This is a genomic window from Streptomyces sp. LN549, assembly GCF_043203805.1.
Classification (GTDB): domain Bacteria; phylum Actinomycetota; class Actinomycetes; order Streptomycetales; family Streptomycetaceae; genus Streptomyces.
Map to the genome: position 1 here is coordinate 6,668,766 of NZ_JAZHRI010000002.1, position 16,656 is coordinate 6,685,421.

Below are 16,656 nucleotides of genomic sequence, written 5' to 3' on the forward strand. Positions count from 1 at the left end.
TCGATTCGCCTTGCCAGGCTAGACGCTTCGTGCAGGTGCCGGATACACGAGGGCCGGGTTCGGGCAAGGACGGACAGGAACAGACCCGTGACCGGACAAGTGTTGGCTTCCTCATGGAGGGATGTGGGACAACCATGGGAGGTTCCACCCCGACCGGTTCCGGCCTGGTACGTTTCAACGATTTGACGTCCACATGGTCACCCGTCGACGGTGGTCTGTGGCGGTGAGCCATAGAGGTTCTGGGCAAGCTCTCGGACAAGGCCCGAGCGATTCGGTCAACCCCTGCGGGAGGGACACGGTGGAGTCTGACGTGGCGGCGCGGGGAACAGGTACGCGCAGTAAAGGCGGACAGTCCGTGAAGAAGCAGCGCAATGGAACCGTCGAAGTCGACGCCGCGGCACTCAACAGACTGCTCTCCGGTCTGGTGGCCATGCGGGACGGCAACTTCCGCAGGCGGGTGACCGTCTCGGGCGACGGTGTCATGGCCGAGCTGGCGGCGGTCTTCAACGAGGTCGCCGACCGCAACGTGCATCTCACCGGTGAGCTCGCACGCGTGCGGCGTGTGGTCGGCCGGGAGGGCAAGCTCACCGAGCGGCTGGAGACGGGGGCCTGTGAGGGCTCCTGGGCAGCCGCGATCGACGCGTCCAACGAGCTGGTCGATGATCTCGCACGCCCGGTCTCGGAGGTCGGGCGGGTGCTGTCGGCGGTGGCCGACGGAGATCTTGAGCAGCGGATGGAGCTGCGTTCGCACACGGCGGACGAGACGGTGCGGCCGCTGCGCGGCGAGTTCCTGAAGGTCGCCCGGACGGTCAACAACCTGGTCGACCAGCTGTCGGCGTTCACCGAGCAGGTGACACGCGTCGCGGTCGAGGTGGGGACCGAGGGCAAGCTGGGCGGCCAGGCCCAGGTGCGCGGGATGTCCGGGTCCTGGAAGGACCTCACGGACTCCGTGAACACCATGGCGTACCGGCTGACCGCGCAGGTGCGCGACATCGCCCTGGTGACGACGGCGGTCGCCAAGGGCGATCTGTCGCGGAAGGTCACCGTCCACGTGGCCGGCGAGATGGCTCAGCTGAAGAACACCGTCAACACGATGGTCGACCAGCTGTCCTCGTTCTCCTCCGAGGTGACCCGGGTCGCCCGTGAGGTGGGTACCGAGGGAGAGCTGGGCGGCCAGGCGACCGTGCCGGGCGTGGCCGGGGTCTGGAAGGACCTGACCGACTCCGTCAACACGATGGCGGGCAACCTCACCTCCCAGGTGCGCGGCATCGCGGAGGTGACGACGGCGGTCGCCAACGGTGACCTGTCGCAGAAGGTCCGGGTGAGCGCGCGCGGCGAGGTCGCCCAGCTCGCCGAGACGATCAACCAGATGACCGAGACGCTCCGCACCTTCGCGGACGAGGTCACGCGCGTGGCCAGCGAGGTCGGTGGCGAGGGGCTGCTCGGCGGCCAGGCGCAGGTACCGGGCGCGGCGGGGACCTGGAAGGATCTCACCGACTCGGTGAACACCGTCTTCCGCAATCTGACGACCCAGGTGCGCGACATCGCCCAGGTGACCACCGCGGTCGCCAGTGGTGACATGTCGCAGAAGGTCACCGTCGACGTGGCCGGCGAGATGCTGGAACTGAAGAACACCGTCAACACGATGGTCGACCAGCTTCAGTCCTTCGGTTCGGAAGTGACCCGGGTGGCCCGGGAGGTCGGCGTCGAGGGCCGCCTCGGCGGCCAGGCCGAGGTGCCGGGTGCGGCGGGTACCTGGAAGGACCTCACGGACTCCGTGAACACGGCGTTCCGGAACCTGACGGGTCAGGTGCGCGACATCGCCCAGGTGACCACCGCGGTCGCCAACGGTGATCTGTCGCAGAAGGTCACCGTCGACGTGGCCGGCGAGATGCTGGAACTGAAGAACACCGTCAACACGATGGTGGCGCAGCTGTCCTCGTTCGCCGACCAGGTCACGCGGATGGCGCGGGACGTGGGCACGGAGGGCCGCCTCGGCGGTCAGGCGCGGGTCGACGGTGTCTCCGGTACGTGGAAGGAGCTCACCGACTCCGTCAACTTCATGGCGGGGAACCTGACCTCCCAGGTGCGCCAGATCGCGCAGGTGACCACGGCGGTGGCGCGGGGCGACCTGTCGCAGAAGATCGACGTGGACGCGCGCGGCGAGATCCTGGAGCTGAAGAACACCATCAACACGATGGTCGACCAGCTCTCCGCCTTCGCCGAGCAGGTGACCCGGGTGGCGCGCGAGGTGGGCACGGACGGGCGCCTCGGCGGCCAGGCGCAGGTGCCCGGCGTGGCCGGTGTGTGGCGTGATCTGACCGATTCGGTGAACGGCATGGCCGGGAACCTCACCGCTCAGGTCCGTAACATCGCGCAGGTCGCCACGGCGGTGGCGCGCGGTGACCTGTCGCAGAAGATCGACGTGGACGCGCGCGGCGAGATCCTGGAGCTGAAGAACACCCTCAACACGATGGTCGACCAGCTGTCGAACTTCGCCGAGCAGGTGACGCGGGTCGCCCGCGAGGTGGGCACGGAGGGCATCCTCGGCGGTCAGGCCGAGGTGCAGGGTGTGTCCGGTACGTGGAAGGACCTCACCCAGTCCGTCAACGGCATGGCGAACAACCTGACGCTCCAGGTCCGCAACATCGCCGAGGTCACCACCGCGGTCGCCAACGGTGACCTCTCCAAGAAGATCACCGTCGACGCCAAGGGCGAGATCCTCGAACTGGTGACGACGGTCAACACGATGGTCGACCAGCTGATGAACTTCGGTGACGAGGTGACTCGGGTGGCCCGCGAGGTGGGCACCGAGGGCATCCTCGGCGGCCAGGCGCGGGTGCGCGGCGCGACGGGCATCTGGAAGGACCTCAGCGAGAACGTCAACCTGATGGCCAACAACCTGACCAGTCAGGTGCGGAACATCTCCCGCGTCTCGTCCGCGGTGGCCAACGGCGACCTGACGAAGAAGGTCACCGTCGAAGCGCGCGGTGAGGTCGCCGAGCTGGCCGACACCGTCAACACGATGGTGACGACCCTGTCGTCGTTCGCCGACGAGGTGACGCGAGTCGCCCGTGAGGTGGGCACGGAGGGTGAACTGGGAGGCCAGGCGCGTGTCCCCGGGGTCTCCGGTACGTGGAAGGACCTCACCGAGTCCGTGAACTCGATGGCGTCCAACCTGACCGGTCAGGTGCGCCAGATCGCCACCGTCACCACGGCCATCGCCGAGGGCGATCTCACCAAGAAGATCGACATCGACGCGCGTGGTGAGATCCAGGAGCTGAAGAACACCATCAACACGATGGTCGACCGGCTGTCCTCATTCGCCGAGCAGGTGACGCGGGTGGCCCGCGAGGTGGGCACCGAAGGCCAGCTGGGCGGTCAGGCGCGGGTGCGTGACGTGGACGGCACCTGGCGCGACCTCACCGAGTCGGTGAATGAGATGGCCGGAAACCTGACCCGTCAGGTGCGTGCCATCGCGGCCGTCGCCACCGCGGTGACCCGCGGCGATCTCAATCTCAAGATCGATGTGGACGCCGCCGGGGAGATCCAGTCCCTCCAGGACAACATCAACACCATGATCGCGAACCTGCGCGACACCACCGCCACGAACAAGGAGCAGGACTGGCTGAAGGGCAATCTCGCCCGGATCTCCGGTCTGATGCAGGGGCGGCGTGATCTGGACGACGTGGCCTCGCTGATCATGAGCGAGCTGACCCCGGTCGTCTCCGCGCAGCACGGCGCCTTCTTCCTCGCCATGTCGACCGGGGACGCCGACGCCCTGGGGGCGGACGGTGACAAGGAGGGTTCGTACGAGCTCCGGATGCGGGGCAGCTACGGCTACTCCGCCGGCTCCATGCCGACGTCCTTCCGGCCCGGTGAGACTCTCATCGGTACGGCGGCCGAGGAGAAGCGGACGATCCAGGTGGACAACGTGCCGCCGGGGTACCTGAAGATCTCCTCCGGTCTCGGCGAGGCGCCGCCCGCGCATGTGATCGTGCTGCCGGTGCTCTTCGAGGGGAAGGTCCTCGGGGTGATCGAACTGGCCTCCTTCCAGCCGTTCACCCACATCCAGCGGGACTTCCTCAACCAGCTCGCCGAGATGATCGCCACCAGCGTCAACACGATCAGCGTCAACACGACGACCGAGAAGCTGCTGGAGCAGTCGCAGGAGCTCACGGAGCAATTGCGCGACCGGTCGCAGGAGTTGGAGAACAGGCAGAAGGCCCTCCAGGCGTCCAATGCCGAACTGGAGGAGAAGGCCGAGCTGCTGGCCCAGCAGAACCGCGACATCGAGGTCAAGAACACCGAGATCGAGGAGGCGCGGCAGGTCCTGGAGGAACGCGCCGAGCAGCTCGCCGTCTCCATGCGTTACAAGTCGGAGTTCCTGGCGAACATGTCGCACGAGTTGCGGACACCGCTCAACTCGCTGCTCATTCTGGCCAAACTCCTGGCGGACAACGCCGAGGGCAATCTGTCGCCGAAGCAGGTGGAATTCGCCGAGACGATCCACGGGGCCGGTTCGGATCTGCTCCAGCTGATCAACGACATCCTCGATCTGTCGAAGGTCGAGGCGGGCAAGATGGACGTCAGCCCGACCCGGATCGCCCTGGTTCAGCTGGTCGACTACGTGGAGGCGACGTTCCGGCCGCTGACCGCGGAAAAGGGGCTGGATTTCTCCGTACGGGTGTCGCCGGAACTTCCGGCCACGCTGCACACCGACGAACAGCGGCTGCTTCAGGTGCTGCGCAATCTGCTCTCCAACGCAGTGAAGTTCACCGACGGCGGCGCCGTCGAGCTGGTGATCCGGCATGCCGGTGCCGAGGTGCCGAACGCCATTCGTGAGCAGCTGCTGGAAGCCGGTTCACTGCGGGATTCCGACGCCGATCTGATCGCCTTCTCGGTGACCGACACCGGTATCGGCATCGCGTCGAGCAAGATGCTGGTGATCTTCGAGGCGTTCAAGCAGGCGGACGGGACGACCAGCCGCAAGTACGGCGGTACCGGTCTCGGTCTCTCCATCAGCCGGGAGATCGCGCGGCTGCTGGGTGGCGAGATCCATGCGGCGAGTGAGCCCGGCCGCGGCTCGACGTTCACGCTGTACCTGCCGCTGCACCCGAGCGAACTCCCGCCCCAGGGTTACCCGCAGATCGGCCCCGGACCCATCGAGATGCACGGTGCGGCGGTCGAGAGCGGCCGGATCCCCGAGGCCGGCCTGGGGATGGGGCAGGGCTCCGGACCCGGCTTCCAGACCTTCGGGGAGGCCTCCGGGATGCCGGGGAGCGCACACGACCAGGGTGGCGCGGCTGGGCTGTTGAGGCGTCGGCGCAAGGCGCTGGGCGGTGCGAAGCAGCAGCCCGCGCTGCCGCCCCGGGCGGCCTCCTCGGCGGAGCGGCAGTCCTCGCAGGAGCCGTGGACGCTCGGCGGCCAGGAGGAGCCGGCGATCCGCAGGACGTTCCGGTTCGGCGGCGAGAAGGTGTTGATCGTCGACGACGACATCCGTAACGTCTTCGCGCTCACCAGCGTGCTGGAGCAGCACGGGCTGGCTGTTCTGTACGCGGAGAACGGGCGCGAGGGGATCGAAGTCCTGGAGCAGCACGACGATGTGACGGTCGTCCTGATGGACATCATGATGCCGGAGATGGACGGCTACGCGACGACGTCGGCGATCCGCAGGATGCCGCAGTTCGCCGGTCTGCCGATCATCGCGCTGACCGCCAAGGCGATGAAGGGCGACCGCGAGAAGGCGATCGAGTCCGGAGCATCCGACTACGTCACCAAGCCGGTCGACCCTGATCATCTTCTATCGGTTATGGAGCAGTGGATGCGCGGAGAGTGATCGGAAATTGAGCGAATCAATCGTGTTTTGTTGACTGGTCGTGTCGGAAGGGGTGTGGGAGCGCGGTTTCCGGGGAACCTTCTGGTCTCCCACCGCGTTTTCCCTGTGTGCACAGTGACATCGCGGTGACAGGGTGTGGTGACGGGCGGGGTGCGGCTACCATGACCGGCACAAGGACGGACGGCGTAAGGGAGCCGTCCCCTGGGGCGGCGCCCGGTGCAATTCCGGGGCGAGGAGGACGGGCCATGGTGCAGAAGGCCAAGATCCTCCTGGTCGATGACCGGCCGGAGAATCTGCTGGCGCTGGAGGCCATCCTCTCTGCGCTCGATCAGACACTGGTTCGGGCATCGTCAGGGGAGGAGGCGCTCAAAGCGCTGCTCACGGACGACTTCGCGGTCATTCTGCTGGACGTCCAGATGCCGGGCATGGACGGTTTCGAAACCGCGGCGCACATCAAGCGGCGGGAGCGGACCCGGGACATCCCGATCATCTTTCTCACCGCGATCAACCACGGTCCGCACCACACCTTCCGGGGTTATGCGGCCGGCGCGGTGGACTACATCTCGAAGCCGTTCGACCCCTGGGTGCTGCGGGCCAAGGTCTCGGTCTTCGTCGAGCTGTACATGAAGAACTGCCAGTTGCGTGAGCAGGCGGCGCTGCTGCGGCTCCAGTTGGAGGGCAGCGGTCACGGGGGTGCGAACCACGAGAAGGAGCCCGCCGGACTGCTGGCCGAGCTCTCGGCACGGCTCGCGGCCGTGGAGGAGCAGGCCGAGGCCCTCTCCAAGCAGCTCGACGACGAGTCGGCGGACGCCGGAGCCGTGGCCACCGCCGCTCACCTCGAACGGAAGCTGACCGGGCTGCGCCGGGCGCTGGACGCCCTGGAGCCCGGCACCAGCGGCGGACCCGCGCCCCTTCCCACGTAGCCCGGCCGTCGAACGTACTGCCCCTCTCCGCCAGGCCCTTTCGGCTCGGCGAGGCGTCAACTGGGCTGAGGGTGCGGGCGTTCGGCGGTGGCGTCCCGGTGCGGACGTCCCCCGGCCGGCGCGTGGTCCACGTCCGGACCCGGTGAGGGCGCGTCAGTTTGCGGCCGTCGTACGGCGACACGGTCGGGTGAACCGGCACGCGCACGTGTTCACTGCCGCAGACACCGGTAACCTCGGCCCCATGGCCTCACGTACGTCCGGCAAGGGTTCCCAGGGCACGGCGGGCACCGCGAAGCGCGTCGGCGGTGGCCCGGGTGCGGCGAAGAAGGCCGCGCCCGCCAAGAAGACCGCGGCGAAGAAGACCGCGCCCGCCAAGAAGGCACCGGCGAAGAAGGCGGTGGCCAAGAAGGCCGCCGCGCCCAAACCGGCGCCGTCGCCCACCGGTGGTGTGTACCGCCTGGTGCGCGCCGTCTGGCTCGGTGTGGCCCACGCCGTCGGCGCGCTGTTCCGGGGCATAGGGCGCGGTGCCAAGGGGCTCGACCCCGCTCACCGCAAGGACGGCGTCGCGCTGCTGCTGCTCGGCCTCGCACTGATCGTCGCCGCAGGCACCTGGTCGAATCTCCGCGGTCCCGTCGGCGACCTCGTCGAGATGCTCGTCACCGGAGCCTTCGGCCGGCTCGACCTCCTCGTGCCGATACTGCTGGGCTCCGTCGCCGTGCGGCTGATCCTGTATCCGGAGAAGCCCGAGGCCAACGGCCGCATCGTCATCGGGCTCTCCGCGCTTGTCATCGGGGTGCTCGGGCAGGTCCACATCGCGTGCGGATCGCCGGGACGCGAGGAAGGCACCGAGGCCATGCAGGACGCGGGCGGCCTCATCGGCTGGGCCGCCTCCAAACCGCTGATCTTCACCATGGGCGAGGTGCTCGCGGTACCGCTGCTCCTGCTCCTGACCGTCTTCGGACTGCTGGTCGTGACGGCGACCCCGGTGAACGCCATTCCGCAGCGGCTGCGGCTGCTCGGTTCCAAGCTGGGAATCATCGATCCGGTGTACGACCCGGAGGCGCTGGACGAGGACGACGAGCGGTACGACGAGCAGTGGCGTGAGTCGCTGCCCGCCGGTTCGCGTCGTTCCTCCGTCCGCCGTTCCGAGGCGCCCGAGGAGTACGACCCCGACCGGGCGGAGACCGACGCGCTCTCCAAGCGCCGCAGGCCGCGCAGGCCCTCCGTGCAGCCGGCGATGAACCGCACCATGGACGCCGTGGACGTCGCCGCCGCCGCAGCCGCCGCGCTCGACGGGGCGGTGCTCAACGGCATGCCGCCCTCGCCGGTCGTCGCCGACCTCACCCAGGGCGTCTCGGTGGACCGTGAGCGTGCCGGCACCCCGGTGCCCGGTGCCAGGGAGGCGGAGCCGGGCCGGAGGCCGGGGGAGAAGGCGTCCTCGCCCGCCGGGGGCGTGCCCGACCTGACCAAGCCGGCCCCCGACCGCTCGCAGTCGCAGCCGCTCCCGCCCCGCGCCGAGCAGCTCCAGCTCTCCGGCGACATCACCTACTCGCTGCCCTCGCTCGACCTGCTGGAGCGAGGCGGCCCCGGCAAGACCCGCAGCGCCGCCAACGACGCGATCGTCGCGTCGCTGACCAACGTCTTCACCGAATTCAAGGTCGACGCCGCCGTCACCGGTTTCACCCGCGGTCCCACGGTGACGCGGTACGAGGTGGAGCTCGGGCCCGCCGTGAAGGTCGAGCGGATCACGGCGCTCGCCAAGAACATCGCGTACGCCGTCGCCAGCCCCGACGTCCGGATCATCTCCCCGATCCCGGGGAAGTCGGCGGTCGGCATCGAGATCCCCAACTCCGACCGGGAGATGGTCAACCTCGGCGACGTGCTGCGGCTCGCGGACGCGGCGGAGGACGACCACCCCATGCTGGTCGCGCTCGGCAAGAACGTCGAGGGCGGGTACGAAATGGCCAACCTCGCGAAGATGCCGCACGTCCTGGTGGCCGGTGCCACCGGCTCCGGTAAGTCCTCCTGCATCAACTGCCTCATCACCTCGGTGATGGTGCGGGCCACGCCGGAGGACGTCCGCATGGTGCTGGTCGACCCCAAGCGCGTCGAGCTGACCGCGTACGAGGGCATTCCGCATCTGATCACGCCGATCATCACCAACCCCAAGAAGGCCGCCGAGGCCCTCCAGTGGGTGGTGCGCGAGATGGACCTGCGCTACGACGACCTCGCCGCGTTCGGCTACCGGCACATCGACGACTTCAACCACGCCGTGCGCACCGGCAAGCTCAAGACGCCGGAGGGCAGCGAGCGGGAGCTGTCGCCGTACCCGTATCTGCTGGTGATCGTCGACGAGCTGGCCGACCTCATGATGGTGGCCCCCCGGGACGTCGAGGACTCGATCGTCCGCATCACCCAGTTGGCCCGCGCGGCCGGTATCCATCTGGTGCTCGCCACCCAGCGCCCCTCGGTGGACGTCGTCACCGGTCTGATCAAGGCGAACGTGCCCTCCCGGCTCGCCTTCGCGACCTCGTCGCTGGCCGACAGCCGTGTCATCCTCGACCAGCCCGGAGCCGAGAAACTCATCGGAAAGGGTGACGGACTGTTCCTGCCGATGGGGGCGAACAAGCCGACCCGTATGCAGGGCGCCTTCGTCACCGAGGACGAGGTCGCGGCGGTCGTCCAGCACTGCAAGGACCAGATGGCCCCCGTCTTCCGCGACGACGTGGTGGTCGGGACGAAGCAGAAGAAGGAGATCGACGAGGACATCGGCGACGACCTGGATCTGCTCTGTCAGGCCGCTGAGCTGGTCGTCTCCACCCAGTTCGGGTCCACCTCGATGCTCCAGCGCAAACTGCGGGTGGGCTTCGCGAAGGCCGGCCGGCTGATGGACCTGATGGAGTCGCGGAACATCGTCGGCCCCAGCGAGGGCTCCAAGGCGCGCGACGTCATGGTGAAACCGGACGAGCTCGACGGGGTGTTGGCACTGATCCGTGGGGAAACCGGTTCGTAAGGGTTTTGAGGGCAACCGTTTCGCCGGGCCGTACGTCAAGTTGAAGGGAGGGACAGCAGGATGTTCCTTCCCGGGGCGGTACGGCGAATCCGACTCTGTTCGAATCTGATGGCGTACAAAGTCCTCCCTCCCGGTTGCCCCACTCTTTCGTACCCCCCCTAGACTGAACACCCAGCAGGTGGCTCACGCTCGAAAGGCGCCCCCGTGTCCATCGGCAACTCCCCCGAAGACGACCGGCCTTCGATCGGTCGAGTGCTCCAGCAGGCTCGTATCGCCGCAGGTCTCACGGTCGAAGAGGTCAGCACGTCCACCCGGGTGCGCATCCCCATCGTGCACGCGATCGAGGAGGACGACTTCTCCCGCTGCGGCGGCGACGTGTACGCCCGCGGCCATATCCGAACGCTCGCACGTGCCGTAGGCACCGATCCCGAACCGCTGGTCTCGCAGTACGACGCCGAGCACGGCGGCCGTCCCGCGCCCACACCGGCGGCACCGCTGTTCGAAGCCGAGCGGATCCGTTCCGAACCCCGGCGGCCCAACTGGACCGCGGCCATGGTCGCGGCCATCGTCGCCGTGGTCGGATTCGTCGGCTTCACCTTCTTCAAGGGCGGTGACGAGCCCTCGACCGCCGGCCAGGTCGCCGAAGGCCCGACGTCCGACAAGATCAAGCCCAAGCCGGCGTCCAGCAAGCCCGTCGATCCCAAGCCGGCCCCCTCGGACAGTGCCATCGCGGCAGCGCCCCAGGACAAGGTGACGGTCAAGCTCAGCGCGAGCCAGGGCAAGAGCTGGATCTCCGCCAAGGACCACAACGGCCGGTCCCTCTTCGACGGAACCCTCCAGCAGGGCGAGACGAAGACCTTCCAGGACAAGGAGCGGGTCGACCTCGTCCTCGGTGACGCCGGATCGATCGAGCTCTTCGTCAACGGCAAGAAGGTCGAGGACCAGTTCCAGCCCGGACAGGTGGAGCGGCTCTCGTACACCAAGGGCGATCCCGAGGTCGGCTGACCTCGCGATCCGACCGTTCACACAGAGGCGGCGAGCCCCGGCCATCGTGCCGGGGCTCGCCGCCTCTGTTACTCCCTGTAACGGTCGAACCCTGCGCGGCGGGGCCAGTGCTGGGACAAAGTAGTCTTGAGCCCATGCCCGAACGCCGTACCGTCGCCCTTGTCACTCTTGGCTGCGCCCGTAACGAGGTGGACTCGGAGGAGCTCGCAGGCCGCTTGGCAGCGGACGGCTGGGAGCTCGTCGAGGATGCCTCCGATGCCGATGTCGCCGTGGTCAACACCTGTGGATTCGTCGAGGCCGCCAAGAAGGACTCCGTCGATGCCCTGCTCGAAGCCAATGATCTGAAGGACCACGGCCGGACCCAGGCCGTCGTCGCCGTCGGCTGCATGGCCGAGCGCTACGGCAAGGACCTCGCCGAGGCCCTGCCGGAAGCGGACGGAGTCCTCGGATTCGACGACTACGCAGACATCTCGGACCGCCTCCAGACCATCCTCAACGGCGGCATCCACGCCTCCCACACCCCCCGCGACCGTCGCAAGCTGCTGCCCATCAGCCCGGCCGACCGCCAGGACGCAGCCGTCGCCCTCCCCGGCCACGCCCAGGAGGCCGCACCCGCCCCCGCCGACCTTCCGGAGGGAGTCGCGCCGGTCTCCGGTCCGCGGGCGCCTCTGCGCCGCAGGCTGGGCACCAGCCCCGTCGCCTCCGTGAAGCTGGCCTCGGGCTGCGACCGCCGCTGCTCCTTCTGCGCCATCCCTTCCTTCCGCGGCTCCTTCATCTCGCGTCGGCCCTCGGACGTCCTGGGCGAGACGCGCTGGCTGGCCGAGCAGGGCGTGAAGGAGGTCATGCTGGTCTCCGAGAACAACACCTCGTACGGCAAGGACCTCGGCGACATCCGCCTCCTGGAGACGCTCCTTCCGGAGCTCGCGGATGTCGAGGGCATCGAGCGGATCCGGGTCAGCTATCTGCAGCCCGCCGAGATGCGGCCGGGTCTGATCGACGTCCTGACCTCGACGCCGAAGGTCGCGCCCTACTTCGACCTGTCGTTCCAGCACTCGGCCCCCGGCGTGCTGCGCGCGATGCGGCGCTTCGGCGACACCGACAGCTTCCTGGAGCTCCTGCACACCATCCGGAGCAAGGCACCGCAGGCCGGCGCGCGCTCCAACTTCATCGTGGGCTTCCCCGGCGAGACCGAGGCGGACCTCGCGGAGCTTGAACGGTTCCTCACCGGTGCCCGCCTCGACGCCATCGGCGTCTTCGGCTACTCCGACGAGGACGGCACCGAGGCGGTCGGGTACGAGAACAAGCTGGACGCCGACACCATCGCCGAGCGGCTGGCGCACATCTCGCAGCTGGCCGAGGAGCTGACCTCGCAGCGGGCCGAGGAGCGCGTCGGCGAGACGCTCCAGGTGCTGATCGAGTCGGTCGAGGCCACCGAGGACGAGTCGCGCGCCGTGGGCCGTGCCGCCCATCAGGCGCCCGAAACGGACGGTCAGGTGCTCTTCACCGCACGCGAGGGACTTGTCCCGGGCCGTATGGTCGAGGCAAAGGTAGTGGGCACCGAAGGCGTGGACCTGGTGGTCGAGTGCTGTGAACTTGCGGAGGTAGCCAGATGACCGGAGCACCGGCATCCGCGGCAGGTGGTACCGGCGCGACGCCGGTCCGCGGCGGAAAACTGGGTGCTGCGGCCGTCAACCAGGCCAGCCTGTGGAACATCGCCAATCTGCTCACCATGGCGCGGCTGGTGCTGGTCCCCGGGTTCGTCGTGCTGCTGCTTCACGACGGCGGATACGACCCGGCCTGGCGTTCCATCGCCTGGGCCGCGTTCGCCATCGCGATGATCACCGACGTGTTCGACGGGCATCTGGCGCGTAAGTACAACCTGGTCACCGACTTCGGGAAGATCGCCGACCCGATCGCGGACAAGGCGATCATGGGTGCGGCGCTGATCTGTCTGTCGTACCTCGGTGATCTTCCCTGGTGGGTCACGGGCGTGATCCTCTTCCGCGAGCTCGGCATCACGGTGCTGCGGTTCTGGGTGATTCGGCACGGCGTGATTCCGGCCAGTCGCGGCGGGAAGATGAAGACGCTGGCCCAGGGGACCGCTGTCGGGATGTACGTCCTGGCGCTGACCGGTCCACTGGCCACGATGCGCTTCTGGGTGATGACGGTGGCCGTCGTGCTGACGGTCGTCACCGGCCTGGACTACGTCCGCCAGGCCGTCGTGCTGCGGCGTCAGGGAATCGCGGAGGAGAAGACGGCCGCCGCCCAGGAGACTGCCGAGAACGCTGAGGCGGCTCTGGAGAGCGCCAAGGGCGAGCGGCAGGCGTCCAGGCGTGCCGAGACCGCCGAGGCCGCCTCCGAGGGTGCCAGGGGCCCGGAGCGGGTCGCCGGGAACCGTGGTGCCGCGGAGGCCGAGCGGTGACAGCCGCGGCCCAGGTGCTGCGGCTGCTCGTCGAGCGGGGCGAGACCCTCGCCGTGGCCGAGTCGTTGACCGGTGGCCTGGTCGCGGCGGAGCTGACGTCCGTACCCGGTGCCTCGCAGGCGTTCCGAGGGTCGGTGACTGCCTATGCGACCCCCCTCAAGAGTGAAGTCCTGGGCGTGGACGAGGACCTACTGGCGGCGCGAGGGGCAGTGGACGCCGAGGTCGCGCGCCAGATGGCGGCAGGCGTACGCCGGGCGCTCGGCGCGGACTGGGGGGTGGCGACAACCGGTGTCGCGGGCCCCGATCCTCAGGACGGCCAACAGGTCGGAACGGTCTTCGTCGCAGTCTGCGGCCCCTGTGACGCCGGGAAAGTGACCGCGCTGCGGTTGAACGGCGGACGGGCGGACATCCGTAGAGAGAGCGTACGGAGCGTGCTCGAACTGCTCTCCGGCGAACTCGGCGGGTACGCGAGCGCACAGGATACGGAACACAACGGGGGGAATTGATGTTTGCAGCCCTGAGTGAACACGACATCGCTCCCCGCACGGCCGCAGCGCTAGGCGGTACGGTGGGGCGTGAAGGATGCGGCTACGCGGTCCGAGGAGGGAGCCACCGATGATTCTGCTCCGTCGCCTGCTTGGTGACGTGCTGCGTCGGCAGCGCCAGCGCCAAGGCCGTACTCTGCGCGAAGTCTCCTCGTCCGCCCGAGTTTCGCTCGGCTATCTCTCCGAGGTGGAGCGGGGGCAGAAGGAGGCATCCTCCGAACTGCTCTCCGCCATTTGCGACGCGCTTGATGTACGGATGTCCGAGCTCATGCGTGAAGTGAGCGATGAACTGTCCCTGGCTGAACTGGCCGAGTCGGCAGCAGCCAGTGATCCGGTACCTGTACCGGTGCGCCCCATGCTCAATTCCGTCTCCGTTTCGTCGGTGACGGGTGTACCGACGGGGCGGGTGACCATCAAGGCGCCTGCGGAAGCGGTGGATGTCGTCGCCGCCTGACCCGCTCGGTTCAGTGTGAAACCGGAGCCCCGGTCCTCCCCTCAGGGGGCGGGCCGGGGCTTCTGTGTGTCCGGGTGAGGTGCGAGGGGTGCGGCGGAGGGGGTGTTGATGGGCTTTCGGCGGGCAGGCGCATGGATGAGACCGGGGAACGATCTCTTCGAGCACTTCCCCGGATGACTGTTTTGCTTCGTTTGTGCCATCGTGGTTGGTGCTGAACGGAACGGATACCAGATCGGAGACGTGCATGTCTGTGGTGAAGAGCCCGCTGTCCGAGACCGACCTCAAGTCCGTGGGTGATGCGCTCCAGGGCGCCCTGGTGGACCTCGTCGACCTCTCCCTGGTGGCCAAGCAGGTCCACTGGAACGTGGTGGGGCCTCGGTTCAGGTCTGTGCATCTTCAGCTCGACGAGGTCGTCGACACCGCCCGCCAGCACTCCGACACGGTGGCCGAACGAGCCTCCGCGCTGGGTGTCAATCCGGACGGGCGGTCGGGGACGATCGCCAGGACCACGGCCATCGATTCCGTGCCTGCGGGCTGGGTCAAGGACGTCGACGCGGTACGGACCCTGGTGGATGCCCTGAGCGTGGTGATCGGCCGGATGCGCGAGCGGATCGAGGTGACGGGTGACCCCGACCCCGTCAGCCAGGACATCCTCATCGCGCTCACCGCGGACCTCGAGAAGCACGCCTGGATGTTCCAGGCGGAGAGCGCCTGACCGGGGTCTCTCCCGCTCGGCAGGTTTCCGCCTGGCCGGGGCCCACTCCAACCGGCCTGCCCGGGATCGGGCAGAGGCCGGTACGTACGACGCAAGGAGCTGTGATGACCGACGAAGGCGCGAAGGACAAGATCGCAGGCAAGGCCAAGGAAGCCATGGGCAAGATGACCGGCAACAAGCGCATGGAGTCCGAGGGCAAGGCGGACCAGGCGAAGGGCAAGGCCAAGGGCGCCGTGGGTGAGGCGCGGGAGCGCGCCGAGGGCGTCAAGGACTCCTTGACCCGCGACGACAAGGACTGAACGGCAGTCGGCGGAGCCCCCACCGGAAGCGGTGGGGGCTCCGCTCTGGACCGGGCTCCGCTGCGGGGACACGCAATCCGGCAGGCGGGAGTGCGAGGGTGCGCGCGGCGTGTGCGCCGGTACTGCGCCGGTGCGCTCTCCCGCAGGGTGATCGGGCCGGACTAAGGTCTTCCGTTCGGATCAGGACGGATTCCGCGAAGCCGGCATGCTCCGAACGACAGGCCCCGGGGTTCGCCCGAAGGAGGCAGCCATGGTGCGGCGGTGGGTACCGGCGCTCGTGCTCGGCGGTGTGTGGTGGTGGGCCGTGCTGCGGCTGGTGCTGGAGCCTGCGCAGGCGGGGCCGGTCGAGGGGGCGGTGGCGGCGGGGGGATGGGGGCTCAGCCTCCTGCCCGTGCACGTGGCCGAGACGGCCCGGCCGACCGGGATCTTCGACGCGGGCACGGGTCTGCTGCGGCGGTGCGCCGAGGGCGTGCGTGAGGTGGGCCGTACCTGGCAGTCGCTGATATCGCGGTCACCGATATCCGGCTCGTCGGTACCGGGCCCGTCGATATCCGGCTCGTGGTGGCGCGAGGCCGGCCGGTCCTGGCGCGTGTCGGCCCTCTCCGGTCGTGCGAAGCGCCCGTCCTCGCGTACGGGCGGCCGGTCCTGGTCCGTCGGCAGGACGTGGCGCGCTACCAGGGCATGGCGACGCCGCCGTTCGGGCGGAGGATCTGGCCGGTCATGAAGGCCGACGCGTCCGATGCCAGATGCAGCACCGTGTGCGCGACGTCGGCGGACTCCCCGACCCTGCCCAGCGGCGAAAGGCGCGCCATCGTGGCCTCGGCCCGGTGCTGCTGCTCCGCGTCGTGGCGGGCGGTCATGGGGGTGCGGATCCAGCCGGGCGCGACCGCGTTGACCCGGATGCCATGAGGCCCCAGCTCGGTCGCCAGCGTCTTGGTCAGCTGGACCACGGCAGCCTTGGCCGCGCCGTAGCAGAGCAGGCCGGGGCTCGCGGAGTCGACCGCGCCCGACGCCATCGTGATCAGCGAGCCGGGGGCGCCGCGCGCGATCATCCCGCGGGCCGTTTCCTGGCAGGCGTACAGGACCCCCTTGAAATTGACCGAGAGCACACGGTCGAGGTCCTCGTCCGCGGTCTCCAGGACGCTGCTCGTATGCATGATCCCGGCAACGGCGGCCAGGATGTCCAGATCGCCGGCGGCCGCGACCGCGGCCCGGACCTGGTTGCGGTCGGTGACATCGAGCGGATGGGTGTGGGCTTCGCCACCTGCGGCTGCGATCAGACCGAGGGTCTCCAGGAGGCCCTTCTCGTCGAGATCGGCGCAGTGGACGCAGGCGCCCGCCTCCGCGAGCAGGATGGCGGCGGCGCGCCCGATTCCGCCGGCGGCGCCGGTGACGAACGCGGAGCGGCCGGTGAGGTCGTACGCGGCGAGAGGCATGACCG

Annotated in this window: 12 protein-coding genes; 11 read left to right on the top strand and 1 reads right to left on the bottom strand. The window is 68.8% G+C overall.

From position 1 onward, the window contains the following. Positions 1–355 precede the first annotated feature (355 nt). From SH922_RS29980 to SH922_RS30030, 11 genes are all read left to right on the top strand, one after another. On the top strand, positions 356–5,839 hold the full coding sequence (locus SH922_RS29980; protein WP_393061293.1) for a HAMP domain-containing protein: 5,484 nt from the start codon (positions 356–358) through the stop codon (positions 5,837–5,839). Positions 5,840–6,084: 245 nt separating this feature from the next. Further along, the gene (locus SH922_RS29985) at positions 6,085–6,762 is read left to right on the top strand and encodes a two-component system response regulator (RefSeq protein WP_393061295.1); all 678 of its coding nucleotides are present in this window, start codon (positions 6,085–6,087) and stop codon (positions 6,760–6,762) included. Between the two features lie 241 nt (positions 6,763–7,003). Next, positions 7,004–9,775 (top strand): DNA translocase FtsK, encoded by a 2,772-nt coding sequence (locus SH922_RS29990; RefSeq protein WP_393061297.1) that lies wholly within the window; start codon positions 7,004–7,006, stop codon positions 9,773–9,775. Positions 9,776–9,979: 204 nt separating this feature from the next. Then, positions 9,980–10,780 (top strand): helix-turn-helix domain-containing protein, encoded by an 801-nt coding sequence (locus tag SH922_RS29995; protein ID WP_393061299.1) that lies wholly within the window; start codon positions 9,980–9,982, stop codon positions 10,778–10,780. Positions 10,781–10,914: 134 nt separating this feature from the next. Beyond that, complete coding sequence (gene rimO, locus SH922_RS30000) at positions 10,915–12,393, top strand: 30S ribosomal protein S12 methylthiotransferase RimO (RefSeq protein WP_393061301.1); 1,479 nt, start codon at positions 10,915–10,917, stop codon at positions 12,391–12,393. After that, a complete protein-coding gene (pgsA, locus tag SH922_RS30005) occupies positions 12,390–13,202 on the top strand; it encodes a CDP-diacylglycerol--glycerol-3-phosphate 3-phosphatidyltransferase (RefSeq protein ID WP_393061303.1) in 813 nt (270 codons plus the stop codon). The genes rimO and pgsA overlap by 4 nt, the downstream gene beginning before the upstream one ends. After that, entirely contained in the window at positions 13,199–13,708 is a 510-nt protein-coding gene (locus tag SH922_RS30010) for a CinA family protein (protein WP_393061305.1), read from the top strand. Before pgsA ends, SH922_RS30010 begins: the two co-directional genes overlap by 4 nt. A 109-nt stretch (positions 13,709–13,817) precedes the next feature. After that, complete coding sequence (locus tag SH922_RS30015; RefSeq protein WP_148021270.1) at positions 13,818–14,201, top strand: helix-turn-helix domain-containing protein; 384 nt, start codon at positions 13,818–13,820, stop codon at positions 14,199–14,201. Between the two features lie 244 nt (positions 14,202–14,445). Continuing rightward, positions 14,446–14,916 (top strand): DNA starvation/stationary phase protection protein, encoded by a 471-nt coding sequence (locus SH922_RS30020; RefSeq protein ID WP_362549239.1) that lies wholly within the window; start codon positions 14,446–14,448, stop codon positions 14,914–14,916. A 104-nt stretch (positions 14,917–15,020) separates the two neighbouring features. Next, positions 15,021–15,215 (top strand): CsbD family protein, encoded by a 195-nt coding sequence (locus SH922_RS30025; RefSeq protein WP_393061308.1) that lies wholly within the window; start codon positions 15,021–15,023, stop codon positions 15,213–15,215. A 250-nt stretch (positions 15,216–15,465) separates the two neighbouring features. Beyond that, on the top strand, positions 15,466–15,939 hold the full coding sequence (locus tag SH922_RS30030) for a hypothetical protein (RefSeq protein WP_393063842.1): 474 nt from the start codon (positions 15,466–15,468) through the stop codon (positions 15,937–15,939). Here SH922_RS30030 and SH922_RS30035 read toward each other — a convergent pair. Further along, complete coding sequence (locus SH922_RS30035; protein WP_393061310.1) at positions 15,887–16,651, bottom strand: SDR family NAD(P)-dependent oxidoreductase; 765 nt, start codon at positions 16,649–16,651, stop codon at positions 15,887–15,889. The two genes, SH922_RS30030 and SH922_RS30035, sit on opposite strands and share 53 nt — an antisense overlap. Between the last annotated feature and the right edge of the window lie 5 nt (positions 16,652–16,656).